Raw genomic sequence first — 25039 nt, 5'->3', positions numbered from 1 at the left:
GTAGTATTGTTCATCATTTTCTATCCTTTAACAGCAACAATATGCACTTGTTTACTTTCAAATTAAAACTGTAGACACTTTTAAAGAAATGGTAAAATTTCTTTTATCACAAATTTAAGTATAAGATGTTCAATTACTTCACAGCAAACTTCTATAATCATTTGATTATCTATTCTCTACATAGAAAGAAAAATATGACTCTTACTCCTATGGAAATAGCCCTTTTAGAAGCACAATTGGCAGCAAAGCAAGATGAAATTCCCGTAGGTGCTGTTATCATGCGTGGCAAAACAATTATTGCACGTGCCGGAAACTGCATAAAAACTGCATGTGACCCTACAGGACATGCAGAAATACGCGCTATTCGTATGGCTTGTGAAATGCTCCAAAATGAAAGAATTCCTGATTGCGATCTCTATGTAACACTCGAACCTTGTGCTATGTGCGCTGCAGCCATTTCATTTGCACGTATACGGCGTCTCTATTATGCAACAAGCGACCCAAAAGGCGGCGCTATTGAATACGGTCCACGCTTTTACCAACAGCCAACTTGTCATCACATACCTGAGGTTTATTCTGGTTTCAAAGAAAAAGAAGCAAACCACTTGCTTAAAGAATTCTTTGCTCAAAAGCGAAATCAAAAACACATTTTATCTTCGCCTCAAACACATACTCTTTAAACATACCTCCCCTTAAAAAGGCCACAAGCTTTTCTTTTCACCAGATCCTGCTTTTCTTGCAGCGCGTTTTCTTTTACGCTCTTTCACTGATTCATCTTGCCCCTTTTGACCAACAGGTGCAGTCTTTGCTGGTTGACGATAAACTAAAGGCGGCTCACTAAGATCTCGCTGATAATTCACATACTCCTCACCTGTTGCTTGTCGGTGGAACAAAAACCTCTTACGCTGTTGTTTCACATTCAACTGTGGAGAGTCTTCTGTATTATCTGCTTGAGGTAGAGGTAAAACTGCACGTGCATTTGGCTCTGGATATACAAGCTGCGGACGCCGTTTCATAACAGGCTGATTATTATCTGTTGAACTAGATGGAACAAGTTTCACAATATCATCAACAAACTGCAATGAAACTGCTTTATCTGTCCCATAAGTGGGAGCAGGCACACGACACCCTATCAAAATACACGCACTGAGGGTGCTCATTAACACTATGTTGACTTCACGCTTTTTCACTGCTTACCCATTTTTCAAACATACGATTCACTTATATCCACTCTGGTTAACTAGGGGACTGGCTATTATATACAAACTTGCCTATCTGTGAACAGAATAATGTATTTTGCACTTAACATAAAAGCCCCTCCTCAGCAATGACAGAATTCACATGATAAAAACCGTTGAATACAGCTTACTTCAATTATTCTAACTTAGAGCCTTTGCAATTTTCGTCAAGTTCCTGCAATTCCCGCAAAGCAGCCGCATCACGAGCAGAAACATCAGGATAAGTTGGATCACTTCCAACATCTTGTGTATAACGCCATGATCTAGCACATTTTTTACCTAAAGCCTTATTTGAACACACACCAACACCTTCAACATCATTTAAAATAAAAGCATTCGAAGGTGGTACATCCTGAATAATTTTTAGAGCACTGGTGATACAAATTTCCGCCATATCTACATTGTTTAACGCTTCCAATAAAACTGGATCAGAAATAAAGACAACAGGTGCTGCCTCTAAAGATGATCCAATGCGCTTTTCTGCTCGTTCAAGCTCTAAAGCACCCGTAACAACTTTCCGAACTTGCCTAACTTTTTTCCAACGCTCAGCTAATGTTTCGTTCTTCCATTCTTCTGGAGCAGAATGAAATTGCTCTAAATGCACTGAACAACTTTCTGGATAACGCTCCAACCAAGCCTCTTCCATTGTAAAAGGCAACATCGGAGCAAGCCATGTTACCATCCGTTTAAAAATCTCACGGACAACCTGTAAAGAAGCTTTACGTTTTTTTGATGAAGGCGCATCACAGTAAAGAGAATCTTTGCGGATATCAAAATAAAATGCAGATAGCTCAATGATCGAAAAATCTAACAATGCACGCATAATTTTTTTAAAATCAAACGCATCGTAGCATTGATTAATCAATTGATCGAGTTCATAAAGCCGATGCAGTATGAACTTTTCAAGATCCGGCATAGCACAATAAGGCACTTCTTCCCCTGTATCATGCGTTAAAGTTCCAAGCATCCAACGAATTGCATTACGCAATTTACGATACAAATCCACATTTGTCTGAAGAATCTTTTTGCCTAAACGCTGATCTTCCCAATAATCAGTCGTCATCACCCAAAGACGAAAGATATCAGCACCAGACGTTTTAATGACATCTTGCGGAACAACCGTATTCCTCAAAGATTTAGACATTTTTTTGCCATTTTCATCCAAAGTAAAGCCATGTGTAATCACCGTTTTATAAGGTGAACAAGCACGTGTCCCACAACTTTCCAAAAGAGAAGACTGAAACCAACCACGATGCTGATCAGACCCTTCAAAATAAACATCAGCAGGCCATTTCAAATCAGCACGACCTTCTAATACAAAACTATGGGTCGATCCAGAATCAAACCAAACATCTAAAATATCACGTATCTGGTGCCAAGATTCATGTGCACGTTCACCCAAAAAACGTTCACGTGCCCCTTGTGCAAACCATGCATCCGCTCCTTCTGCTTTAAAAGCCTGCAAAATACGCTCATTGACTTGTTCATCTTTAAGAACAACGCCATCTTCATTAGCAAAAATACAAATCGGGACCCCCCAAGCTCGTTGACGAGAAAGTACCCAATCAGGACGATCTGCTATCATAGAAGCTAAACGATTTTGACCAGAAGACGGAACAAAACGCGTTATCGAAACAGCTTCTAAAGCTCGGCTGCGTAAAGTTGAACCATCACCAAGGTCTTTATCCATTGAGATAAACCACTGCGGTGTATTCCGAAAAATTACTGGTTTTTTGGAACGCCAACTATGAGGATATGAGTGCTTTAAACGACCACGTGCAAATAATCGATCTGCTTGAATTAAAGCACCAATAACCTCTTTATTTGCATTACCCATTTTACCATTATCATCAATAACGCGCGCAGCCCCCTCTTCACGCTCTGGTCCAAAACCAGGTGCATCTTTTGTATAAAAACCAGCATCATCAACAGGAAAGGGAATAGTCGTATCGATACCAGCCTGCTCCAATACAAGCTTATAACTATTCCAAATCTCAAAATCTTCACGCCCATGGCTAGGTGCTGTATGGACAAAACCTGTACCAGAACTATCTGTTACATGGGAGCCATCAAGCATCGGGATTTTATAGAGATATCCCCCAGCTAAACCTTTCAATGGATGAGAAAGAACAAGAGATTTAAGTTCATCATTCAAAACAGAGCGCAAACGTTTAAGAACAAGTTTTGCTTTTTCTGCACAACTATCAGCCAAAGCATCAGCAAACAGAAGTTTTTCACCAGCTTGAGGACCAAAAGCATTTTCTGTACTTTCAACCTCATAAACACTATAAGAAATCTTCGAAGCGTAACTAACTGCGCGGCTTCCAGGAATTGTCCATGGTGTTGTTGTCCAAATTACCACAAAAGCATCGCGTAAATCATGAGCAGAAGAATTTAAAATAGGATATTTAACCCAAATAACTTCAGACTCATGATCATGATATTCAATCTCTGCTTCAGCTAAAGCCGTGCGCTCTACTACAGACCACATCACAGGCTTTGAGCCACAATAAAGTTGATCTGACATGGCAAATTTTATCAATTCACCCGCAATACATGCTTCTGCATCAAAAGCCATTGTTGTGTAAGGATTTTCAAAATCCCCAACAATACCAAGACGTTTAAATTCTTCACTCTGAACAGTAACCCAACATTGTGCAAATTCACGACATTCTTGACGAAATTCGTTAAGGGGGACATCATCTTTATTTCTCCCCTGTGCACGGTACTTTTCTTCAATTTTCCATTCGATTGGAAGCCCATGACAGTCCCACCCAGGAACATAATTTGCATTGAAACCACGCATTTGAAATGAACGCACAATAACATCCTTTAAAACTTTGTTTAAAGCATGCCCAATATGAATATTACCATTTGCATAAGGTGGGCCATCATGGATAACATAAAGTGGACGATCTTTTGCTTGTTGACGCAAACGGGTATAAAGGCCTATCTTTTCCCACCGAGCCATTAATTCCTGCTCTTTTTGCGGCAGCCCTGCACGCATAGGAAAATTTGTTTTTGGTAAATAAAGAGTCTTTGAGTAATCTATTGTTTCATTTTTCACAGTCATTGTGAAATGTTCCTGTCCACTTTTATGATTTTATTTTTGCATAATTCCCCTAAACCCTGCAACCATGGTTGTTTAATTTATGCGGAAGGCCGAATCAATAATTCGTATGAAGCAACGATTAAGAAGAAAATATCATCACGCGTCAGGGCTTTATCACAAAACTAGCAAAAAAATAAACCCCAAAATAAATTTATCAAAAAATAAAGGCCCTGCCAAAAACAGAGCCTTTAAAAAACTTAAATCTTACAACAAATTAGAATTTGTATGCTACACCAACGCGGAAATCATTGGTCTTAAAATCAACTTCAATGTTGTCATTGACAAATGACTTTTTACCAAAGTCTGAGTAACGGTACTCTGCACGTAACATAACGCTTTCAGTCATTGCAAAGTCAACACCGGCACCAAGAGTGTATCCAACAAATGTTTTTGAATTTGACCAGTCTTCAAGAGGTTTTTCTACTACGCTTCCTCCTTCTCTTTGTGCAACTGAAGCTTTAATCTGCGAATAAGCAATACCACCAGCAACATAAGGCATAATACGATCAAAAGCAAAACCAAGACGAACCCGTGTAGCACCAGACCATTTACTGTTAAAAGTCACATTTCTAGTTACATCAGAAGGAACTGGTGGAGTGTTTGGCTTATCACCTTCACCACCAGTACCACCTTCACCACCAGTACCACCATCTTCACCATCTGCCCGCGCTACCAATCTTTTTTTATCATCAGTGCCGTCCTGAGCCAAAGTATACGTTTTTGATGCTTTAGCTTTTTCTCCAGACCAAACGATGTCTGTGTCAACACCCAAAACAAAGCCATTGTCGAAATCAACGTTAGAACCTGCGTAAAGGCCCCCTACAAAACCTGAAAACTTAGGAAACGCTTTATTGTTTTCAAGAAGCTCATTTGGTGCTTTTTCATAAGTTCCTTTCGAGTTGCTCTTACTTGAAAAGCCACCGATTTGTCCACCAAGGTAAAAACCTGTCCAAGAAAAAGCTGGGGCAACAACAACTTGTGGCAATACTGTTGTTGGTCTTTCCTGAATTGGCATATCTGCTGCTTGAGCTGCAGAAGCTGAAACTAAAGCGAAAATAGACGCTGTTACTACACATTTCATATTCATAATTTACTCCATAGCTAATGTGTGAATATGGAGCTTATATAAACTACTTTCGCTAAATATCTGTAGTAAAAAAGACACACCTCCCAATTAAACGTTGAGAGTCCCATTAAAAATAGAATTCTTCATCAATTAATCTTAACAAAAGATTACAATTTATATGCCACACCTACACGCAAGTCATGAGTGCTATAACTAACGTTTACCGGAACCTCCATAAATTTCTTTTTACCAAAATCTGAATAACGATATTCTCCACGAAGAATAACATTATCACTTATTGCAAAATTAACCCCCGCACCAAGAGTGTAACCAATTAGCGTCTTTTTTTCTGCCATTAAATTTAAAGGATTAGCTGAATTGACTAAAAACCAAGGAATAATTTGAAGATTCGTATAAGCAATGCCACCGGCAATATAAGGCATAATGTGACCAGTAGCAAAACCAATACGAATCCGTGTAGCACCAGCCCATTTTTCTTTACGAGTGGTATTATAAGTTACCTCATTACCCACTTTAATCGAACCAGATTTTTTGTGCCCAAAACGACTAACGAGCGCATTATGTACAAGGGCTGATTGATCACTAACAGTCATCCGCTTACCAAATTGTACATTCTTTTGATTAGACAAAACAATGTCTGTATCAACACTTAAGATAAGGCCATTGTCGAGCCTAAGGTTGGAACCTATATAAAAACCCCCAATAAAACCTGCAAGATTATACTTATCACTAGAAACTGTTTGAGATTTTTTACTAACAGTACTTTTACCAGAAATAATACGAGGATTTACAGAAAGTCTGCCCACCCCCCCACCAATTTGCCCCCCCAAATACAAACCTTCCCAAGAAAAAGTAGAAGGAAAAAAAACTGGTATTGGCTCTTGAATAACCATATAACCTGACGCACGCACAATAGAAATTGAAGCCACAGTAAGAGCACATATAATAATAAGGCATCTTATCATAGATTGATCTCCACAATATGATTCAAAGTGTATTTTACAATATTTTGTTTCAATTATCTATAGAAAAATAATTTTCTGCTCTTTATTAACAAGAAGACATGTATCATAGAAATAAATATAATACGTTATCTATTTGTTTACATTAACAAAATAGAATCAGAAATTTGCCAATAGCAGCTTAATCTAAAAAGATAGTATAATAACAAATTCAGTATCCTATTAAATACATAACAAATTTTACATATTGGAAATACTCTACGAAATTGTACTGTTATGTACATCCTTATATTATCTAATAAATTTCTTTTCCCAACATTCCATTAACCTGTACACTACAATACTGAACTTCCCCGTTAAATAGGCAAAGGTAATAAATACCAGCTTTTAAATAGTACATTATTAAAAAAGATAACTCTTGTTAACGCCCCAATAACTGAAATTTATAAGTTAAAATAGTCAATAACTGCAAAATAAACCGTAATTAAATTTCTGTTCAAGTGTTTATCAAAACCAAATCTAACTTTATACAAATAACAATTGTTAAGAATCACCACCATTATCATCCAGTAGAAACGCAAATAAATAGCGCGCCTCGCACAACATCATTAATAGCCAGAAATAAACCGATCATCTATCTCTACTGATTGACTAAATTAAACTAATACCCGAAAGTCTCGTATAATTAATATATACACAATACAAGCCAACATATAAAAAACACAAACACACTTATCCCCCTTTCATGATTCTTTTAAATGTCACAAAAGCCGCTGAATTATTGATTAAAAACTAAGTGGGTGTATTCTAGACCACCGTGGTCGCCGTGGTTTTTTATTTGATTTCAAACTTGGTCTGCCTTTATTGTTTTGAGTTAAAGAAGCTGCATATTTCTTTCCATAATTCGTTGTCCACTTGTTTTGATCAGTACAAGAAATATTTAAAATAGTATTATTTATAGAATCGCTATTCCACTCATCGAAATGCAAATCTGTAGAAACAAAAGTGGTAGCAACATTCAGCGCCAATCCTTTCACAACCATAAGATTAGCTCCCTGAACTGAAGAATTTGAACCCAAAATGAAAAGTACTATAATTCCGAAATGTTTTATTTTCATAGCTTGATCTCCATATAAAATATCCAAAACGTATTTTATATATAATCACATTATTTCAAATATCCATAGAATGATGAGAAAAAAGTGAAAGCCCCAATCAAAAATAAAGTCTTTTAACGACGTAATCACCCCTGTAATGAGGATTGTGCATACGATAACAAAATAAAAAGCATTGACTTTGTAAATTTTTTTCTTGCAATTCAAATATTAATCTTTTGTACGAGACGATAATTTTGTCAGTTACTGGATATTCACCACTAGCACCAAAGAAAATATAACCAAGCAACGTCCTTATACCTATTCATTACCCATAATAGGATTTATGGTGCCTTTGCTGCATCTCAAATAAAACAATACTTTGAAACAAGCGTATAACTACGTCCTCGCAATATTAGGGCCAATGCGTGATTAGAAATAAATAAAGCTGCACACAAACGTTACGAATACACTTCTCTAGAAAAAGTACCACTATAGCCATAGTACTCAAAATAACTTTCGGAAATATTTATATCTAACCTTCAACAGATATTAATAGCCCCCACTTCCTATCTACTGTTATACCCTATAAACTTGTTTTGTATCTTTTGATCTTATGAAACTAACGGAAGAAACTATAATAAAAAAGGTACATATTTATCGATATAATATTCAAATCAAATAAATTGATTATAAAAAATCGCTCTATAAAATTTTTTATCAGCAATACATGCAAAAATAAGTAAACAAAAAATGCCCATGAAATACAGGCATTTTATTTTATTACATTAACAAAACTTCTTTTCTTAGATTAAAAATAAATTTTTAAACTCAGCTATGTGCAAAAATATCAATCTCTGGCCATCCTAAAAGATCGAGCTTTGCTCTCACCGGTAAAAATTGAAAACATGCCTTTGCAACATTTTCTCGCTCTTCGCGCTTTAAACGTGTTTCAAACACACTTTTCAAACGATGTAGATACAAAACATCAGATGCCGCGTATTCAATTTGTGCACGCGATAAAGTTTCTGTTGCCCAATCTGAGGATTGTTGTTGTTTAGAAATATTAATGTTTAACAGCTCGCTACAAATCTCCTTCAAACCATGCCGATCAGTATAAGTACGCGTAAGTTTTGATGCAATCTTTGTACAAAAGATGACATCCGGCATAACTCCAAAAGTATGCGCTAAAATAGCAAGATCAAAACGCCCAAAATGAAATATTTTGGTAATTGCCTTATCTTCAAGCAACTTAACCAAATTAGGAGCACTATTTTGCCCTTTAGCAATCTGTATAATATCAGCCGTACCATCCCCAGCAGAAAGCTGAACAACACACAAGCGATCACGATACGGTTGTAATCCTAAAGTCTCAGTATCAACCGCAATAGCATCAACGTGATAGTTGTCTAAATTTGGCAAATCACCTTGATGAACACGAATTTCTGTCATTTATCCTCCTATTTGCGAAAATTTCAAGAATACGCGCCCAAGACCGCTGTCCTTTATGAAACGACTTTAAATTATATTTTTCATTAGGTGAATGAGCCCCATCATCAGCTAATGCAAATCCAACCAAAATGCTTTCCATACCAAGAATTGATCGAAAGCTTTCAACAATTGGAATTGAACCACCCATAGCAATTAATAAAGCAGACTTCTCCCATTCTTGAGTTAAAGCATCCTTTGCTGCTTCAACAAAAGGTGAATCAGGAGATAACTGAATAGCTGGAGCAGCACTATGATCTTTAAATGTAACTGTACAATCTGCCGGAATAAGGCTGCGTACATAATCACGAAAAGCTTGACGTATTTTTTCAGGATCTTGTTTATGAACCAAACGAAAAGAAACTTTTGCACTGGCTTGAGAAGGAATAACCGTTTTAAACCCTTCTCCTGCATAGCCCCCACTAATACCGTTTATTTCCGCTGTAGGACGAGCCCATATTTGTTCTAAAATACTACGCCCCTTTTCGCCGGCAGGAACAGAAAGACCAAAAGGACGTAGCATTGCTTGTACACTACTATTAAGTTCATTCCATGATTGTAAAACTTGTGGAGGCGTTTCTTCTACACCATCATAAAATCCAGGAATTGTCACCCTATTATTTTCATCATGAAGCCCAGCCAAAATTTTAGCTAAAATACGAAGAGGATTGGCTGCAACCCCTCCAAAACCACCAGAATGCAAATCACGATTAGCTCCAGTGACAATGACTTCTTCCCCTAACATTCCTCGAAGACCAATACAAACTGAGGGAGTATTTGCATCCCACATTGGTGTGTCGCAAACTAACGTACAATGAGCCTTAAGCTCATCAGCATTTGCTTTTAAAAAAGGAATAAGTGAAGGAGAGCCACTTTCTTCCTCACCCTCAAATAAAACAGTTACCTTAACAGGAAGTTGACCTGTTTCTTTTTTAAATGCACGACATGCTTCAACAAAAGTCATAAGCTGGCCTTTATCATCTGAAGCACCACGAGCACAAATAACCTTTTCTCCATTCTGCTCTTTTAAATAAGGGTCAAATGGATCATTGTTCCATAAATTTAAGGGATCAACTGGTTGAACATCATAATGCCCATAAAACAGGACATGTAAACAGTCATCTGAAGGTCCTGGGTGATGTCCAACAACCATCGGATGGCCAGGTGTATCACGCCGTGAAGCTTCAAAACCTATAGTTTTTAAATCTTCCACCAACCAATCAGCTGCTTGACGGCACGCATCCTTATAAGCTGAATCTGTAGAAATTGAATGAAAACGTAAAAGAGAAAAAAGACGTTCAACGCTCTTATCTACATTTTCATCAAGATGTGTAAGCACTTTATCAAGCATAAAAATCTCTCCATTCTAATGAAAGCTACTCATAACTTTAAGCTTGTTGTAAGATTTTGCAAGATGTTTATTCATTTTTGACACTTTGGGCAGTAAAAACTTGAACGTCCAGCTTGCGAAATGCGTACAATAGGCACTCCACATTGTAAACATTCCTTTCCTTCCCGTCCATAAACTGAAAAATTGTATTGAAAATAACCAAGTGAGCCATCTGTATGCACATAATCACGTAAAGAAGACCCTCCAGCAATTATCGCTTCAGAAATCACATCACATATATTTTGTGCTAAACGATTTGCAAATTTGTATGCACTCGTACTCTTTAGTGCCAATGTAAACGCACTACGCTGCGGAGATAAACGGCTACGCCAAAGCGCTTCACAAACATAAATATTACCAAGTCCTGCGATAATAGACTGATCAAGCAAAGCCGTTTTAAGAGATGTTTTTTTATTGATAAAAGCCTTTTGTAAATAAGAACCAGAAAGCGTATCCCCCATAGGCTCAACCCCTAATTTCTTTAAAAGCGGGTGTTCATCAAGCTTTATTGTGTCGGCTAAAAGCATAAAACCAAAACGACGAGTATCATTATAAATGATACGGTAAACGTTACCATCTTTTACCCTAACGTCCATTATAAAATGATCATGCGCAACTAACTTGCCCATAGAAGCATGCTCTTTTCTTAAAAGCTCATTTTCTATGCGCCACGTTCCTGACATTCCCATATGACTCAAAATTGTTTCATTTTGCGAAAGATGAAACAATAAATATTTTGCACGCCGATTAAGTTGTACAATCTTTTTGCCCACAAGTTGTTTAGAAAACTCTTCTGGAAAAGGAAATCGCAAATTTTTACGATTAAGCGTCACAGATATAATCTTTGCACCAGTCAAAACCGGTTCAAGCCCACGACGAACTGTTTCTACCTCCGGAAGTTCAGGCATTCATCTTCCTAATATATGACGCATCTTTAAATAAAATACTCTTAAAATTCACCATATTAATTCAATTCCTCTTAACAAAATACTAGGAACTGCCATACCAATTTGAGTAAAACTATCTATGTTGCTTACCCCTTCCCGATTATTCAATCAATAAGAAGCATATTCTTATAGTCAACACGCATTGCAATTTCTTTCACTATAAACAATGCTCTACTTAAAAAACATTTGAGAAAACATTGCTCTAAAGAACGTAACATGCAGTATTTTCATCAATAAGATATTATAAAAAGCAAACCTCTCTTAAAAATAAACAAAACGCGTGAAACAAAAGCAATCTCGTCCAATCAACTAATCTTCTTATTATTTTGAATAATTTTTTGACTTATTAAAGCATGTGCGTCAACAATAACAATATATCTCTCTTCAAAGCGTACTTAACATTACTAATCAATACTCTTTTGATAGAAAAACAGTCTTATTGAATGTATAAAATTTCTAGCCTTATAAAATATGAGGAGAATTTTACACTTCTTCAGCCAAAATATGAACGATTATAACGCTATTTTGCGTGATAGAAACTTTCTTCGTTCCTTTTAACCCATCTTCTAAATGAGCAGTTAAATCAATACCTAGACTCTGTAAAACGCAAAGCAGTAAAACGCTATCAAACCATAATTGAAACAGTTAGAATAAAACCTTGTCTTTCTTGTAGCTTAAGCCCTACTCCTACCGTAACTTGTGCAATATGAGATAAAACATTCCACACAAAATTACCGGGCTTTGTGTTGTTTTTCTAACATTGCAACAACTGTATTTAACTTATCCAATGACAGCGTGGTATACGCTATAACTGGTATAGTTTCTTGTATCTTAGCAATACGATTAGGTGCAGGTGTAGGAATAGGGATTGTGTTAGGTTGTGTAACAACAAAAGATATAGGATTCGCTTGCGCAACTTCTATTGAAGTAGATGCTATTTGTATCTCTTCTGCCTTTGTTCCTCTGTTTTTTAAGCCCATATCTATGAAATTTGATACATCACCTCGATCTTGGGCAAAAGCAAAAGCAACATCATAAAGACGATCATTAACAGGAACCTGAAGCGATCCATCTCGTGCCCGCTTCTCATAAAAAGCGTTGCCTCCGGCAACACGAACATAGTGCATATTCTTATAGGGAAAAGATAACCCTGCAGTATGAAAAAACATAGCGTTTTTACTTTTCTTATCACGTTCACCGCGTAAAACAGCATCTGCAGCCTCTTTAACACGAGCAACAGATGCTCGCTCCGTCATAGGGCGCGTTAACACACCAGGGGCAAATTGTTTAGGCTGACCAACGACTCCACAAATCGTCTTCGGATAAGCACTTGAATTGACACGATTCATAACGACAGTTCCAACCGCAATCATTCCTTCACGACTCGAACGATTTGATTCAAAATACATCGCACGCATAAGACACTGACGTTCCGTCAATGAAGGTACCGCCACTTTAGTTACCTGACTATTAGGTACCTTTTTACCTTTTAAATGATTTGATGTGCAACCCACAGTAACTAGCGGTATTATAGAAAGGACAATACGTATAATCCATCGATTTTTTTTTATTTTATACAGTAGATTCATATATTTTCAAAACATTCAAAATTTAAATATGCAAGTTAAATAACACCATACCGTTAATTATTTACTTGTCAGTAAACACTTAACACATAATAGGCACTAAAAAACATTTACACGAAAAAACAATAAGAAAATCTTAATTTAAAGCACGTCTCATTCTTTTAATTATGCAAATCAATCAAACTTTCCATTTTTTACCATTCAACGTACCTACTCGATCTGCATATTTAAAGCTAGATCATCCATAAAACATCATATTTTTCAAACACAATTCAAAACTTTAATCTGCTTTCTTATCGCCTACTCCAACTGTATAGGTAAGATCATCACGGGGACGATCAAAAGACATATGCTGACCCGTCATAATATAATGTAATGTTTCAGCAATATTGGTGACATGATCACCAATTCGTTCAATACTCTTTACACAAAAAAGCAAATGCGTACAAACTGCAACATTATGTATATCCTCCGTCATATAATTTAAAAGCTCACGAAAAAGAGAAGTATACAAAGCATCAATTTCATTATCACGCTCGCGTACCACATCAATACGATCTAACAAGCGTTTGGTATAAGCGTCCAGCACTTCCTTTAACTGATTGAGTGCTAAAATTGTAATCGTTTCAAGCTTACAATAAAAAATCTCAGGTTGGCGTATTTCTGAAATAGCAGCTGCACGTTTAGCAATGTTTTTTGCCATATCCCCAATTCGCTCAAGATCAGAAGAAATGCGAATAGCACCAACAATTTCACGCAAATCAACAGCCACCGGTTGGCGTTTACAAATAATAGTAATCGCTTTTTCATCAATGTCGCGCTCTGCTTCATCCAAAAATAAATCATCAGCAATAACTGTAGTAGCAAGTTGAAAATCATTATGAACAATAGATGCTATAGAGCGCTCAATCATTCTTTCTGCGTAACCACCCATTTCCACAATCTTTTCTGCCAAATACTTTAACTCTGCATCATAAGAACGGACAGTATGGCTCGTAGACATATTTTATACTCCTAAATTGACTTATCCAAAACGCCCCGTAATATAATCTTGCGTACGTTGTTCCTTTGGTGAAGTAAATATCACTTCAGTTTCATCAACTTCCACCAAATGCCCCAAATGAAACATAGCCGTGTATTGAGAAACACGTGCAGCTTGCTGCATTGAATGTGTTACAATAACGATTGTGTAATCTTGTCGTAACGAATCGATCAGTTCTTCAATACGTGCAGTCGCAATCGGATCAAGAGCCGAACATGGTTCATCCATCAAGATAACTTCAGGATTCACAGCAATAGCACGTGCAATACACAAACGTTGTTGCTGCCCTCCCGACAAACTTGTTCCCGGTCCATGAAGACGATCTTTAACTTCGTCGAATAATCCTGCTTGCATCAAACTTTTTTCAACTATATCATGCAATTCAGTACGTGATTTTACTAAACCGTGAATACGTGGCCCATAAGCAACATTATCAAAAATAGATTTTGGAAAAGGATTAGGCTTTTGGAAAACCATCCCCACACGTGCTCGTAATTCTACAACATCAATCCGCGAATCATAAATGTCTTCCTCATCTAAGGTAATTAAACCTGTTACTTTAGCACCTTCAATCGTATCATTCATACGATTAAAACAACGTAAAAAAGTTGACTTTCCGCAACCTGAAGGACCAATTAACGCTGTAACTTGATGCTCAGGGATATCAAGAGTAATGCCATGGAGTGCTTCCTTATCTCCATAAAAAACCTTAACATCTTGACCACGCATTTTGACCTTCATTGTAAACCTAACCTTATCTTGGATGCGCATACTTTACTGAAGTTATAAACGTCGTTCAAATCGTCGACGCAAAAGAACAGCTGAAATATTCATGACAGCAAGAAAAACCATCAATACAATAATAGCACCCGACGTTTTTTCAACAAAAGCACGTTCTGCTTCACCCGCCCACATAAAAATTTGCACAGGCAAAGCAGTTGCTGGATCCATTGGTGTAGTGGGAATATCTGCAACAAAAGCAACCATTCCAATCAAAAGTAAAGGAGCAGTCTCACCCAGCGCTTGCGCTAAACCAATAATCGTGCCAGTCAAAATACCGGGCACTGCTAAAGGAACAACATGATGAAAAACCATTTGCGTCTTTGATGCACCTAACCCTAAAGCTGCTGTACGAATAGACAGCGGAACAGCTCGCAAAGCAGAGCGTGTGGCTATAATAATTGTTGGTAATGTCATAAGAGTTAAAACAAGCCCACCAACAAAAGACGCAGAACGTGGCATTCCTAAAAAATTAATAAAAACAGAAAGCCCTAAAAGACCAAAAATAATAGAAGGAATAGCAGCAAGGTTATTAATATTAATCTCTATAAAATCTGTAAACGTATTTTTGCATGCATATTCTTCAAGATAAAGGGCCGTTGCTACCCCTATAGGCAACGCAACAGCTAAAACAATAAACATCATATAAAAAGAGCCAATTATTGCAACGCCTAACCCTGAAGTTTCCGGACGACTTGAAGCACCAAATGTAAAAAAACCATGATTGAACGCTTTATAAAGCGTATTGTCATCAGTTAAGCGTCTAATCCATTCTACCTGTCGATCAGAAATTTTGCGCTTTTCCTCTGCTACTTGCAAATTAATCTGTCCTTTACAAACTAAATCAACATCTGCTGCTGCTAAAATTTTAATTTTTTGCGTTGTACCAATCAAGTTTGGATTTTTTACTACCATATCACGTAACTGCACGCGAACATTACTCGAAAACATACGATTAATATCACGCATAGATGCCCGATCATTGTAATCTACTTCAAGTTTTGTAGCCAAAGCATTACGTACAAGAAGTGGATAATTTGCGGTTATTAATACCTTTGGATTGGTTTCACGTTGACCACTCGGATCAATCACTTTTTCATCCAAATAAATTGATAATGTCATTTCACTATGAAAAAAAGCTGTATAACCTTGACTGACAATAGACCATAAAAGAATAACTAAAAAAAATAAACTAATAAAAATAGCAACAAGGCCGCAAGCACGAAAACAGCGTTCAGACCAATAGCGACGCCTCAGACCAATATTACGACGATACGAGACAAAATCTCTATTCATTCATATTGCTCCCGATATTTACGCACTATATAAAGAGCAAAAATATTCATCAAAAGAGTCAAAATAAAAAGTGTCATGCCTAAAGCAAAAGCTACAAGAGTTTGTGGTGAGTTAAACTCAAAGTCACCTGTTAATTGATTAACAATTTTAACTGTCATCGTAGTCATTGCCTCAAATGGATTAAGAGTCAAATTGGTTGCGACGCCTGCTGCCAACACAACAATCATTGTTTCCCCTATTGCCCGAGATGCTGTTAATACAAGTGCTCCCACAATCCCAGGAAGTGCAGCTGGTACAATGACTTTTTTAATGGTCTCAGATTGTGTTGCTCCCAAACCGTAAGAACCTTCGCGCAAAGAACGAGGAACAGCAGTAATAATATCATCTGACAAGGATGAAACAAAAGGAATCAACATAATTCCCATCACTAAACCAGCCGTCAAAACGCTATGAGCCATAATAAAACCGGCTCCACCAGAAAGAGAAATAGAAAGATCGCGCAAAAAAGGCCCAACAACCATTAAAGCAAAAAAACCATAAACAATAGTGGGAATACCAGCAAGAACCTCCAATAATGGTTTTACAATTGATCGCAATCGGCTCGAAGCATATTCGGCCATATAAAGAGCAGCAAACAACCCAATAGGAACAGCAAAAAGCATTGCCACAAACGCAATATAAAGTGTGCCAGCCAATAGTGGTATAAAACCAAATTGCCCTATCTCACCCCCCGAACCACTGCCTGAAAAACGAGGATCCCAAACTGTTCCCCCAAAAAAGTTTAAAAATGGCACGGATTGAAAAAAACTCAGCGTCTGGAATAACATAGATATTACAATGCCAATCGTTGTTACAACTGTAATCGCAGATGCACAAACTAGCCCAATAATAATGAAACGCTCAACCTTATTGCGTGCACGCTGTTGTGGAGAAACATGTATAATCCCAAAAACAAAACCACAAAGCGTAATTATAAAACATAAACTATAACCAATAAATTGCAGTTTTTTAGAAGAAAAATACCACGATTGTGTTATCTTAAACACATAATCTGGTACCTCCATAGGCAAAACAAATCCTTTTTTCGACAATTGCTCCTGTACATTCGCGTAAGAAATTGTCATCAAATCCCCCTCAAAATGATGAATAATTTTAACCAAATCACGAATTATTTCTAAAATAAGGTCATAATTTTCTATTTCTATCGCACGCACTACAGATATCTTAACTGCCTGCGAAGCATTATATTCCAAATAAACTGTACTCCCAACATTCCAAAAAACTAAAAAAATAAAAGCTGGGACAACAGTCATTAACAACGTCCACCAACCATAATAATAAGCACGAGAGTGCATCTTGAATCCCATAAATTCAAGAAAACGAGCTCGCATATAAGAAATGCAAAAGCCAATACAACCAAAAACCAATAGCAGAAAAATAACAAAAGAAACGAGCATATTGTCTTTCAATTTTTACAAAAAAGCAGCACTGAAGAATCCTATATCATCATTTTAGAAAATTATTTTAAAGTCATCACTGTACCAGCATAAAAAGAAGCACGCTGTACTTGCCGTTCTTCTTCAGAAGCAGCAACCAAACCATAATCGGTTAATGGGCCATCTGGACCAATCATTTGATCGGAAAGAAAAAAATCAACATATTCCCATAAGCCTGGAACAATACCGAAATGTGCTTTTTTAACATAGAAGAAAAGTGGACGCGAAAGTGAATATTCGCCACTAGAAACTGTTTCACTATTTGGAGCAACACCATTAACGTATGCAACCTTAAGTTTGTCAGCATTATTTTCATAAAACGACAAACTCAAAACACCAATACCTGTTTTATTAGACATAAGATGAGCAAATGTTTCAGAATAATCGCCATCAATATCAATGGCCCTCCCATCCTTACGTACAGCAATACAAGCAGCATTAATCTCCTTCTCATTCATTCCCAAAGCTTCCATTGCCTCAACTGCTCCACTAGCCTTACAGCCTGCGACTAATAATTTTTCCTCAAAAACTTCACGTGTTCCATGTTTTTCACCAGGAATATAAACTGTAATTTCCCAATCAGGAAGAGCACTATTGATTGTATTCCACTTCGTAACTTTATTTAACTGTAATCTCCCATCAATCACAACTTGAGCAGCTAGTGCCCTATATACATCTACGGAGTGTAATTCCCAGTCAGGTCCATTGATATTTGTTGCAAAAACAATGCCATCATACCCAATGCGCATTTCCTCAACATCCTTTACACCAGCATCAAAACAAGATTGCAATTCACTTGATTTCATTGGCCGCGAAGTATTAACGATATCAATCGTCTTATTTCCAATACCACGGCAAAACTCTTTAATACCAGCACCTGAACCACCAGATTCGATAACAGGAATTTTAAAATTAGGGTAAATTTCTCCAAATACTTCAGAAACGATCTTTTCATAAGGTAAAACTGTCGATGAACCCGCAATTTTAATTTGATCACGAGCATTGCCAATATCAATCAGCAACGCAGTAACAAACATCAGCCCCACTCCAACTGATAACAATTTATTCATCCATACACTCCCTAAAGTTTGAATTCTAGTTTACATTTGCAGACTCACAAAATAATTGAGTAATCTGCTTAGATAAATTAATTTGAACGCTTACGTTCAATAATATCCCAAAAAAGAGAGGCGATATCCGCACCGCCAAAGCGTTTAATTTCCCGAATTCCAGTGGGAGATGTAACATTGATTTCTGTTATATAGTCCCCAATTATATCAATTCCCACAAGAAGAAAACCTCGTTTTTGCAAAGTAGAACCAATGCGCGCACAAATCTCATAATCACGTTCAGTTAAATCAATACTTTCTGCTCGACCTCCAACATGCATATTGGAACGAACATCCATTTCTGCTGGAATCCGATTAATCGCCCCCACAGGTGTACCATCAAGCAAAATAACCCGCTTATCCCCTTTTCGAACAACATCCAAATAACGCTGAACAATAAAAGGTTCACGATAACTGTGTTCAAACATTTCCACAAGTGATGTTAGATTGCGATCATCTTGTTTCAAATGAAAAACACCCGCACCCCCACTGCCATAGAGTGGTTTAATAATAATGTCACCAACCTTATTCCTAAATGCTTTTATCTCTTCAATATCTTTTGTAATTAATGTTTCTGGCATCAAATCAGAAAATTCAGTAACAAAAATCTTCTCTGGACTATTACGTACCCATGTTGGATCATTTACAACAAGCGTTTTAGGATGAATGCGCTCTAATAAATAAGTTGTGGTGATATAATGCATATCAAAAGGTGGATCTTGACGTAAAAGAACTACATCCATATCCATCAACGGCGTGTACACAAATTCTCCCAGTCTATAATGACTCTCCTCTTCATCACGTACAATCAATGGCTCTAATCGTGCAATCACGCAATCCCCACGCATAGACAAACAATCCGGAGTATAATGAAAAAGAGAATGTCCACGTTCTTGCGCTGCTAAAGCAAGTGCAAATGTAGTATCTCCTTGAATCTGAAGCGTTGAAATATGATCCATCTGAATAGCAATTTTCATAAATAAAACCTCCTATCACTAAAAACAGACTGGTTAATGAGCCATAAATTTATTAAATCAATAAAAAACTATGACAAGAGAAAATCTATGACACAAGAAGGTGACAAAAAATTAAGCAAAGAAGAAATTGAGCGTTATGCACGTCATATTGTTTTACCCGAAATTGGCGGTGCGGGACAGCAAAAGCTTAAAATGGCCCGTGTTCTTGTTATAGGTGCAGGCGGTCTTGGTTCTCCTGTTCTTACTTATCTTGCTGCAGCAGGTGTTGGAACACTTGGAATTGTTGATAATGATATTGTTTCACTTTCTAATTTACAACGCCAAGTTATTCATAACACAAATACAATTAATCAATACAAAACTGTTAGTGCTGAAGCCACTATAAAAGCTATAAACCCTCATGTTATAGTTGAAAAACATAGCCTACGTTTAGATGAAAGTAATGTGGATAAACTTCTCAACGCTTATCATGTTATTATCGATGGGAGCGATAATTTTGCAACACGTTATCTACTTTCTGACCACGCTGCTCAATGTGCTAAACCTTTAATAAGTGGCGCTATAAACCGATTTAATGGCTCACTGACAGTATTAATGCCTTATAAAAATAATAATCCCCACTATCGCGATTTGTTTCCTAATCCACCTGCAACTGACGTCATACCTACATGTTCTGAAGTAGGAATTATTAGTGCTTTGCCTGGAGTTATCGGTACATTACAAGCAATGGAAGCTATCAAACTAATCACAAATATCGGTGAACCTTTAGTTGGAAAAATCCTTCTCTATAATGGATTGTCAGCGCAATTTGATGTGATTGTTTATAAACGACCAGATTCTAATGCGAATGCTGCGGCCATTAAGGTTTGCGTATAAGAATCTTGGGGACACGAAAAAATACGATCAGCTGAATCATATTCAACTACTTTTCCTTTATGCATTACGAGTACTTCATGAGCAAGCGCTTTAACAACTTTCAAATCATGACTAATGAATAAATAACCTAAATGATATTTTTGTTGTAAACGGCGCAAAAGATCAACAATCTGTGCTTGCGTACTCATATCAAGAGCAGATGTTGGTTCATCAAGCATAATAAAACGAGGCCTAAGAATAATTGCGCGTGCGAAAGAAATCCGCTGTCTTTGTCCACCGGAAAATTCATGAGGGTAACAATGACGCACAGCAGGATCAAGATCAACCTCATGTAAAGCTTCAAGCACACGATCATTGCGTTCAGAATCAGAAAGATACGGTTCGTGAATTGATAATCCTTCAGTGATAATCTCACTCACAGACATACGTGGTGAAAGCGAACCAAAAGGATCTTGAAAAACAATTTGAATATGGTGGCGCAAAGAACGCATCTGATTGAAAGTAAAATTGCTAATATCAACATCATCAAAGTAAATCTGACCTTTAGAAGAAATCATTCGTGTTAGTGCAAGGCCCAATGTTGTTTTTCCTGAACCTGATTCACCAACTACACCAAGTGTTTGACCGGCACGAACTGTAATATCAACATCTTGAACAGCTTTTACATAACCAACTGTTCGCCGTAATAAACCTTTTTTAATTGGAAACCAAACACGTATTTTCTGACCTTGCATCAAAACAGGCGCATTATCATTAGCCAGTAGAGGATAACCTTGAAACTCTGCCGCTAATAATTTCTTTGTATAGGAATGTTGGGGATTGTTAAAAATTTCGTTCGTGTTACCACTTTCAACAATTTTTCCCTCTTTCATAACGTAAACACGCTCTGCAACGCGACGCACAATAGCCAAATCATGGGTAATTAAAAGCATTGACATATTGCAGCTTTTTTTAAGCTGTACTAACAGTGTGAGAATTTGTGCTTGAACTGTCACATCAAGTGCAGTTGTTGGTTCATCGGCAATCAATAATTGTGGGTTATTTGCAAGTGCCATTGCAATCATCACGCGTTGCCGTTGACCACCCGATAATTGATGTGGGAAGGAGCCTAAACGTTTTTCTGGCTCAGAGATTCCCATTTGAGTCAGCAAATCAACAATACGTGTGCGTAATAATTCACCAGATATATTTGAATGTATTCTAAGAACTTCACCTATTTGGTGCTCCACAGTGTGCAAAGGATTAAGAGAGATCATTGGTTCCTGAAAAATCATAGCAATATCTTTGCCACGAACTTTACGCAAATCTTCTTCTTTTTGCTTCATTAGATCTTGATTATTAAAAAGAATTTCGCCTGATTGATAAAGTGTTTTCACAAAAGGTAAAAGTTGCAAAATAGAAAGTGCTGTTACCGATTTCCCAGAACCAGACTCCCCTACCAAAGCAACTATCTCTCCCTTTCCGATATCAAAAGAAATTTGGTCAACAACGTATTTCTTCTCTTCCGCTTGGCAAAATGCAACAGACAAATTACGTACCGAAAGCATCTTTGTCATTGTAGTGTCTTTCGTGGATCAAAAGCGTCTCGTACTGCCTCACCAATAAATGCCAAAAGAGACAACAAAGCAGCAATAACAACAAAACCTGTAATGCCAATCCAAGGAGCGTTTAAATTGGAAGTAGCCTGCCGCATTACTTCACCTAAAGAAGGATAACCAGGCGGAAGACCAAACCCTAAATAGTCAAGTGATGTTAGTAAAGAAATACCTGATGTTAATAAAAATGGCATATAAGTTAAGGAAGCAACCATAGCATTTGGCAGCAAATGACGCATTATAATAATGCGATTAGGTACCCCTAAAGCGCGTGCAGCAGTAATATAAGTAAAATTGCGCGCACGTAAAAATTCTGCACGCACCACACCAACCAATGCTACCCACTGGAAAAGAAGCATAACCCCTAATAACACCCAAAAACCCTGTGCCAAAACAGCAGCCATAATAATAATTAAATAAAGCGATGGTATGGAAGACCATATTTCAATCAAACGTTGAAAAATCAAATCAACCCAACCACCGAAATATCCCTGAACTGCACCTGCTATAATACCAATAATAGTCGAAATAACTGTCAAAAGAATGCTAAAAATTATCGATAATCGAAAACCATATAAAACCCGTGCAAAAACATCACGTGTCAGATCATCTGTCCCAAGCCAATTCCATCGACTTATCGTACATTCAAGATCAGCGCTTCCTTGTGTATAATTGATACAACGCTCTTCTTTGCTTTGAAGCCAAAAAGGAGGTGATAATGCTACAGTTTTATTACCCACTACTGTATTATAGGAATAACGAACTAGCGGCCACACCGCCCAACCATGTTTTGCAATTTCACTTTGAATTAAAGAATCTCGAAAGTCTGCTATAGCTAAATTCCCACCAAACTTTTCATCGGAATAATCAAAAAAAATAGGAAAAAGTAACTCTCCTTTATAAGAAGCAACAATAGGACGATCATTTGCAATAAATTCGGCCGAAAAAGAACAAAAACATAAAAATAAAAAGAGCCACAATGACCACCAACCACGACGATTTTGTTTAAAATTACGCCAACGACGCACATTCAATGGAGAAAAAAAAGATCGTTGTTCCAATTCTGAATCACACAAATGATTATATTTTATCTTTTTTATCATAAATCTTTTTTACCAAAATCAATACGTGGATCAACGAACATATAAACGATATCAGAAATGAGACTCACAACAAGACCAATTAGCGAAAAAATATAAAGACAGGCAAATACAACAGCGTAATCACGATTGACAATAGACGTATAACTTAAAAGCCCCATGCCATTTAATGAATATAGCATTTCAATCAATAAAGATCCGCTAAAAAATGACCCCATAAAAGCTACAGGAAAACTAGCAATTACAATCAATATCGCATTGCGAAAAATATGACCATAAAGAATCGAGTGTTCACTTAAACCCTTCGCACGAGCTGTAATGACGTATTGCTGGCGAATTTCTTCCAGAAAACAATTTTTCGTCAACAAGGTTGTTGTAGCAAAAGAAGAAATGACCATCGCTGTCAATGGCAAAATCAAATGGTACAGATAATCTAATATCTTGCCTCCAAAGGATAATTTATCAAAATTATCAGAAGTCAAATGACCTAATGGAAACCAGTCAAAAAAAGACCCTCCAGCAAAAAAAACCATTAAAAAAATTCCAAAGAGAAAATTAGGAATTGCATAGCCAATAACAATAATAGCGCTTGTCCATACATCAAAAGCAGACCCTTCTTTAAGAGCTTTACGGATTCCTAATGGTATGGAAATAGCATAAGAAATTAGCAAATTCCAAAAACCAAAAGAAAGAGAAACAGGTAGAGCATCCTTAATCAACTCAATAACTGAACGCCCTTGTATATAAGACTCCCCAAAATCAAAACGCACATAATTACCAAGCATCGTCAAGTAACGTTCCAAAGGTGGCTTATCAAAACCAAATTGCCGTTCAAGTTTGGCTATAAATTCTGGATCCAACCCTTGTGCTCCACGGTATTTAGAACTCCCATGAGAAGATAAGCCAGCATGCGCATCGTTAAAAACACTATCAGAAGAAAGACCAAGATCACTACTACCACCAGCCACCCGTCCTACAGCATCACCACCCATTCCTTGTAATTGAGCAATAATATTTTCAATAGGTCCACCAGGCGTAAATTGTACAATGACAAATGTCACCGTTAAAATACCAATCAGTGTCGGTATAATTAACAAGAGACGCCACAAAATATAGGCCACCATTTTTTTACCTTTTGATCAAGTCACATCACATCAATTTAAACAATACATTGATCACAACTCTTCTGATAAATTGATAAAATCCAAATCACAAATAAAACTAACTACACATGCTTGTAAAGTTGAAACTTCTGGCACAAACTAATTTTGTTTAGCATCTTCATTGTCTCGTGGTAAAGCAACGGGGTGATCAGATAGACTGCGTAAATAGAGTAAAAGATCAGCACGATCTTGATCATTTTTAATCCCACGAAACGACATAGTTGTCCCTGGAAATATTTTACGAGGTGATTGAAGATAGCGATCTAAAGTGGAAAAATCCCATTTTTCATTAGAATTTTCACGTAATACTCTTGAATAAGTAAAACCTTTTGCACTCGCAAAGGGGCGATTTACTATTTCCCAAAGTGTTGGACCAAGAACACGATTAGAATTATCACGCCCAGAAGTGTGACACAGAGCACATTGACGAAAAATTTTACGTCCATTTTCAATATTACCTTGTTGAAGACGCTCATTTAACGATAGATAATTGTGAGATAGATCCTGCTTTTCTTTAAAATCATTATCTGCAGTATAAGAATGTTGAACCGATGCAAAATAATTATAAATTGCATCATTAAAAATAAAAATCCCCCCTGTAATAATTAGTAAAAACAGAGAAGAACAAATAAAATAAGCAAATCTAGATCGTTTCATTAAAATTCAAACGTTCATATTTTCATTATTTTCAGTTTAAGATT

21 protein-coding genes are annotated in these 25039 nt (G+C 36.9%); 2 read left to right on the top strand and 19 right to left on the bottom strand.

What is annotated here, in order from left to right:
* Window positions 1-194 precede the first annotated feature (194 nt).
* Entirely contained in the window at window positions 195-680 is a 486-nt protein-coding gene (locus tag BBBE_RS00835) for a nucleoside deaminase (protein WP_010700736.1), read from the top strand.
* A gap of 12 nt (window positions 681-692) precedes the next feature.
* Here the strand turns inward: BBBE_RS00835 and BBBE_RS00830 are convergent, their stop codons facing one another.
* The 15 genes from BBBE_RS00830 to gshB form a co-directional block, all read right to left on the bottom strand.
* Window positions 693-1190, bottom strand: coding sequence for a hypothetical protein (locus tag BBBE_RS00830; protein ID WP_010700735.1), 498 nt, complete (start codon window positions 1188-1190; stop codon window positions 693-695).
* Between the two features lie 184 nt (window positions 1191-1374).
* Window positions 1375-4311 carry an isoleucine--tRNA ligase gene (gene ileS / locus BBBE_RS00825; protein ID WP_010700734.1) on the bottom strand — a complete coding sequence of 979 codons (2937 nt, stop codon included), beginning with the start codon at window positions 4309-4311 and terminating at the stop codon, window positions 1375-1377.
* A gap of 253 nt (window positions 4312-4564) precedes the next feature.
* The gene (locus BBBE_RS00820) at window positions 4565-5437 is read right to left on the bottom strand and encodes an outer membrane protein (RefSeq protein ID WP_010700733.1); all 873 of its coding nucleotides are present in this window, start codon (window positions 5435-5437) and stop codon (window positions 4565-4567) included.
* Window positions 5438-5583: 146 nt separating this feature from the next.
* A complete protein-coding gene (locus tag BBBE_RS00815; RefSeq protein WP_010700732.1) occupies window positions 5584-6402 on the bottom strand; it encodes an outer membrane protein in 819 nt (272 codons plus the stop codon).
* 782 nt (window positions 6403-7184) lie between these two features.
* Window positions 7185-7517 (bottom strand): hypothetical protein, encoded by a 333-nt coding sequence (locus BBBE_RS00810; protein ID WP_010700731.1) that lies wholly within the window; start codon window positions 7515-7517, stop codon window positions 7185-7187.
* Window positions 7518-8324: 807 nt separating this feature from the next.
* Window positions 8325-8945 carry a ribonuclease D gene (locus BBBE_RS00805; protein WP_010700730.1) on the bottom strand — a complete coding sequence of 207 codons (621 nt, stop codon included), beginning with the start codon at window positions 8943-8945 and terminating at the stop codon, window positions 8325-8327.
* The gene (locus BBBE_RS00800; RefSeq protein ID WP_010700729.1) at window positions 8917-10332 is read right to left on the bottom strand and encodes a M20/M25/M40 family metallo-hydrolase; all 1416 of its coding nucleotides are present in this window, start codon (window positions 10330-10332) and stop codon (window positions 8917-8919) included. The genes BBBE_RS00805 and BBBE_RS00800 overlap by 29 nt, the downstream gene beginning before the upstream one ends.
* 71 nt (window positions 10333-10403) lie before the next feature.
* Window positions 10404-11279: a bifunctional DNA-formamidopyrimidine glycosylase/DNA-(apurinic or apyrimidinic site) lyase gene (gene mutM, locus BBBE_RS00795; RefSeq protein ID WP_010700728.1), complete on the bottom strand. Its 876-nt coding sequence runs from the start codon at window positions 11277-11279 to the stop codon at window positions 10404-10406.
* A 770-nt stretch (window positions 11280-12049) separates the two neighbouring features.
* Entirely contained in the window at window positions 12050-12889 is an 840-nt protein-coding gene (locus tag BBBE_RS00790) for a cell wall hydrolase (protein WP_035464596.1), read from the bottom strand.
* 295 nt (window positions 12890-13184) lie between these two features.
* Window positions 13185-13907 carry a phosphate signaling complex protein PhoU gene (gene phoU, locus BBBE_RS00785; protein ID WP_010700726.1) on the bottom strand — a complete coding sequence of 241 codons (723 nt, stop codon included), beginning with the start codon at window positions 13905-13907 and terminating at the stop codon, window positions 13185-13187.
* A gap of 21 nt (window positions 13908-13928) precedes the next feature.
* Window positions 13929-14687 (bottom strand): phosphate ABC transporter ATP-binding protein PstB, encoded by a 759-nt coding sequence (pstB, locus tag BBBE_RS00780; protein ID WP_010700725.1) that lies wholly within the window; start codon window positions 14685-14687, stop codon window positions 13929-13931.
* 42 nt (window positions 14688-14729) lie between these two features.
* Window positions 14730-16022, bottom strand: a complete 1293-nt coding sequence (pstA, locus tag BBBE_RS00775; RefSeq protein ID WP_010700724.1) for a phosphate ABC transporter permease PstA — start codon at window positions 16020-16022, stop codon at window positions 14730-14732.
* The gene (pstC, locus tag BBBE_RS00770; protein WP_010700723.1) at window positions 16019-17479 is read right to left on the bottom strand and encodes a phosphate ABC transporter permease subunit PstC; all 1461 of its coding nucleotides are present in this window, start codon (window positions 17477-17479) and stop codon (window positions 16019-16021) included. The genes pstA and pstC overlap by 4 nt, the downstream gene beginning before the upstream one ends.
* Window positions 17480-17541: 62 nt before the next feature.
* Complete coding sequence (locus BBBE_RS00765; protein ID WP_010700722.1) at window positions 17542-18588, bottom strand: PstS family phosphate ABC transporter substrate-binding protein; 1047 nt, start codon at window positions 18586-18588, stop codon at window positions 17542-17544.
* Between the two features lie 77 nt (window positions 18589-18665).
* Window positions 18666-19604 carry a glutathione synthase gene (gene gshB, locus BBBE_RS00760; protein WP_010700721.1) on the bottom strand — a complete coding sequence of 313 codons (939 nt, stop codon included), beginning with the start codon at window positions 19602-19604 and terminating at the stop codon, window positions 18666-18668.
* A gap of 87 nt (window positions 19605-19691) precedes the next feature.
* On the opposite strand from gshB, the gene BBBE_RS00755 reads away from it, so the two are divergent.
* A complete protein-coding gene (locus tag BBBE_RS00755; protein ID WP_010700720.1) occupies window positions 19692-20480 on the top strand; it encodes a molybdopterin-synthase adenylyltransferase MoeB in 789 nt (262 codons plus the stop codon).
* On the opposite strand, the gene BBBE_RS00750 is transcribed toward BBBE_RS00755, so the two are convergent.
* The 4 genes from BBBE_RS00750 to BBBE_RS00735 all read right to left on the bottom strand — a co-directional run bounded on the left by BBBE_RS00750 (window position 20426) and on the right by BBBE_RS00735 (window position 24995).
* Complete coding sequence (locus tag BBBE_RS00750; protein ID WP_010700719.1) at window positions 20426-22036, bottom strand: ABC transporter ATP-binding protein; 1611 nt, start codon at window positions 22034-22036, stop codon at window positions 20426-20428. The two genes, BBBE_RS00755 and BBBE_RS00750, sit on opposite strands and share 55 nt — an antisense overlap.
* On the bottom strand, window positions 22033-23178 hold the full coding sequence (locus tag BBBE_RS00745) for an ABC transporter permease (protein ID WP_010700718.1): 1146 nt from the start codon (window positions 23176-23178) through the stop codon (window positions 22033-22035). Before BBBE_RS00745 ends, BBBE_RS00750 begins: the two co-directional genes overlap by 4 nt.
* The gene (locus BBBE_RS00740; protein ID WP_010700717.1) at window positions 23175-24299 is read right to left on the bottom strand and encodes a microcin C ABC transporter permease YejB; all 1125 of its coding nucleotides are present in this window, start codon (window positions 24297-24299) and stop codon (window positions 23175-23177) included. The genes BBBE_RS00745 and BBBE_RS00740 overlap by 4 nt, the downstream gene beginning before the upstream one ends.
* Window positions 24300-24437: 138 nt before the next feature.
* Window positions 24438-24995, bottom strand: coding sequence for a c-type cytochrome (locus BBBE_RS00735; RefSeq protein WP_010700716.1), 558 nt, complete (start codon window positions 24993-24995; stop codon window positions 24438-24440).
* Window positions 24996-25039: the final 44 nt, after the last annotated feature.

It is taken from the genome of Bartonella bovis 91-4 (genome assembly GCF_000384965.1).
GTDB classification, from domain to species: Bacteria; Pseudomonadota; Alphaproteobacteria; order Rhizobiales; family Rhizobiaceae; genus Bartonella; species Bartonella bovis.
The sequence above is the reverse complement of the archived record's forward strand: the minus strand, read 5'-3'. Positions and strand labels throughout refer to the sequence as shown.